Below are 1,421 nucleotides of genomic sequence, written 5' to 3'. Positions count from 1 at the left end.
TTTGGGTCCGTGTTGGGGTGGACGGCCCCCGACGGCATCGTGATGTGCCAGAATGAGGTCGTTGCAGATCTCAATCAAGGGAGACCGTCCGTGGATAAACTTATTCGTATTGGCATGGATACGTCAAAGAGCGTTTTCCAGTTGCATGGCGTAAATGAAGCCGAACAGCCGGTGTTGCGCAAGAAGCTGCGACGCAATCAGGTGCTCGCCTTCTTTGCCGGGCTTTCGCCGCTGAAGATTGGCATGGAGGCTTGCGGCGCAGCGCACCATTGGGCGCGGGAATTGCACGCGCTGGGCCACGAAGTGGTGTTGCTGCCGCCACAATACGTGAAGCCCTATGTCAAGCGCTCCAAGTCGGATGCGGCCGACGCCGGGGCGATCTGCGAGGCGATGAGCCGGCCGGGCATGCGTTTCGTTCCTGCCAAGAGCGCCGATCAGCAGGGATCGCAGATGCTGGCGAAGCTGCGCGCGCAGTTCATTGGCCGGCGCACGCAGCTCGCCAATTCGATCCGCGGCTTTGCGGCAGAGTTCGGCCTTGTCGCGCCCAAGGGGCTTTCCCGGCTTGGCGATCTGCTGGCCGACATTCGCGCTGACGCGACGATCCCAGACACGGCCAGGGACATGTTTGAGACCCTGGCGCGCGATTATGCGCATATCAGCGCCGAGGTCGCCACACTCGATGAAAAGCTGCTTGCGCTTCACAGACGCAATGAACTGAGCCGGCGGTTGGCCGCCATACCGGCGATTGGTCCTGTCGGAGCCACGCTGCTGGCCATCAAGATGCCGGATGCACACGGTTTCAAGTCGGGACGCGACTTTGCCGCCTGGCTCGGGCTGACGCCGAAGAACCATTCGACAGCAGGTAGAAATCGGCTTGGGGTGATCACCCGCGCCGGCGACGAGATGCTGCGAAGCGTGCTGGTAACGGGCGCCACCGCTCTCATCCAGCATATGCGGCGCGGCAGCAAACGCATATGGCCCTGGTTGGCGGCCTTGATCGCGCGCAAGCCAGCCAAGCTCGCGGCGGTGGCGCTGGCCAACAAGCTGGCCCGGATCGCCTGGAAACTGATGGTCAGCGGCGAGCAATACCGCCCCGCTGCCGCCCTTCCGGTGACTGCGCCTGTGCAGCCGTAAGAGCATTCAAGAGTTCGGCGCCGAGCACCGTTCGACGCTGAAGGCCGGAACTTGCAAGTAGAGGAGAAGATGGTGTGACCGATCGAACCGGGACCAGCGAGACACTCCGAGGTGCTCACCGGCAGCCAATGCCGTGTCCGTGCTTGGAACTCGCTATCCGCGTAGCCCATCTTGGCCAGCGCTCACAAACCGGCGCGCAAAAGGCCGGACATATGAGCGCAAGCGATCCGATCAAACTATCCGAACCAATGCTTGCAAGCAGGGGGCCGTCCACATATGAGCACCGG

General features: G+C 62.4%; 1 protein-coding gene. It reads left to right on the top strand.

Going from position 1 to position 1,421, the window contains the following annotated elements; all coding sequences use genetic code 11:
• Positions 1-90 precede the first annotated feature (90 nt).
• Positions 91-1,134 (top strand): IS110 family RNA-guided transposase, encoded by a 1,044-nt coding sequence (locus tag AC0L2X_RS32365; RefSeq protein ID WP_473601202.1) that lies wholly within the window; start codon positions 91-93, stop codon positions 1,132-1,134.
• Positions 1,135-1,421: the final 287 nt, after the last annotated feature.

Source organism: Mesorhizobium sp. WSM4828 (genome assembly GCF_055811175.1).
This window is presented reverse-complemented; position numbering and strand designations above follow the sequence as displayed.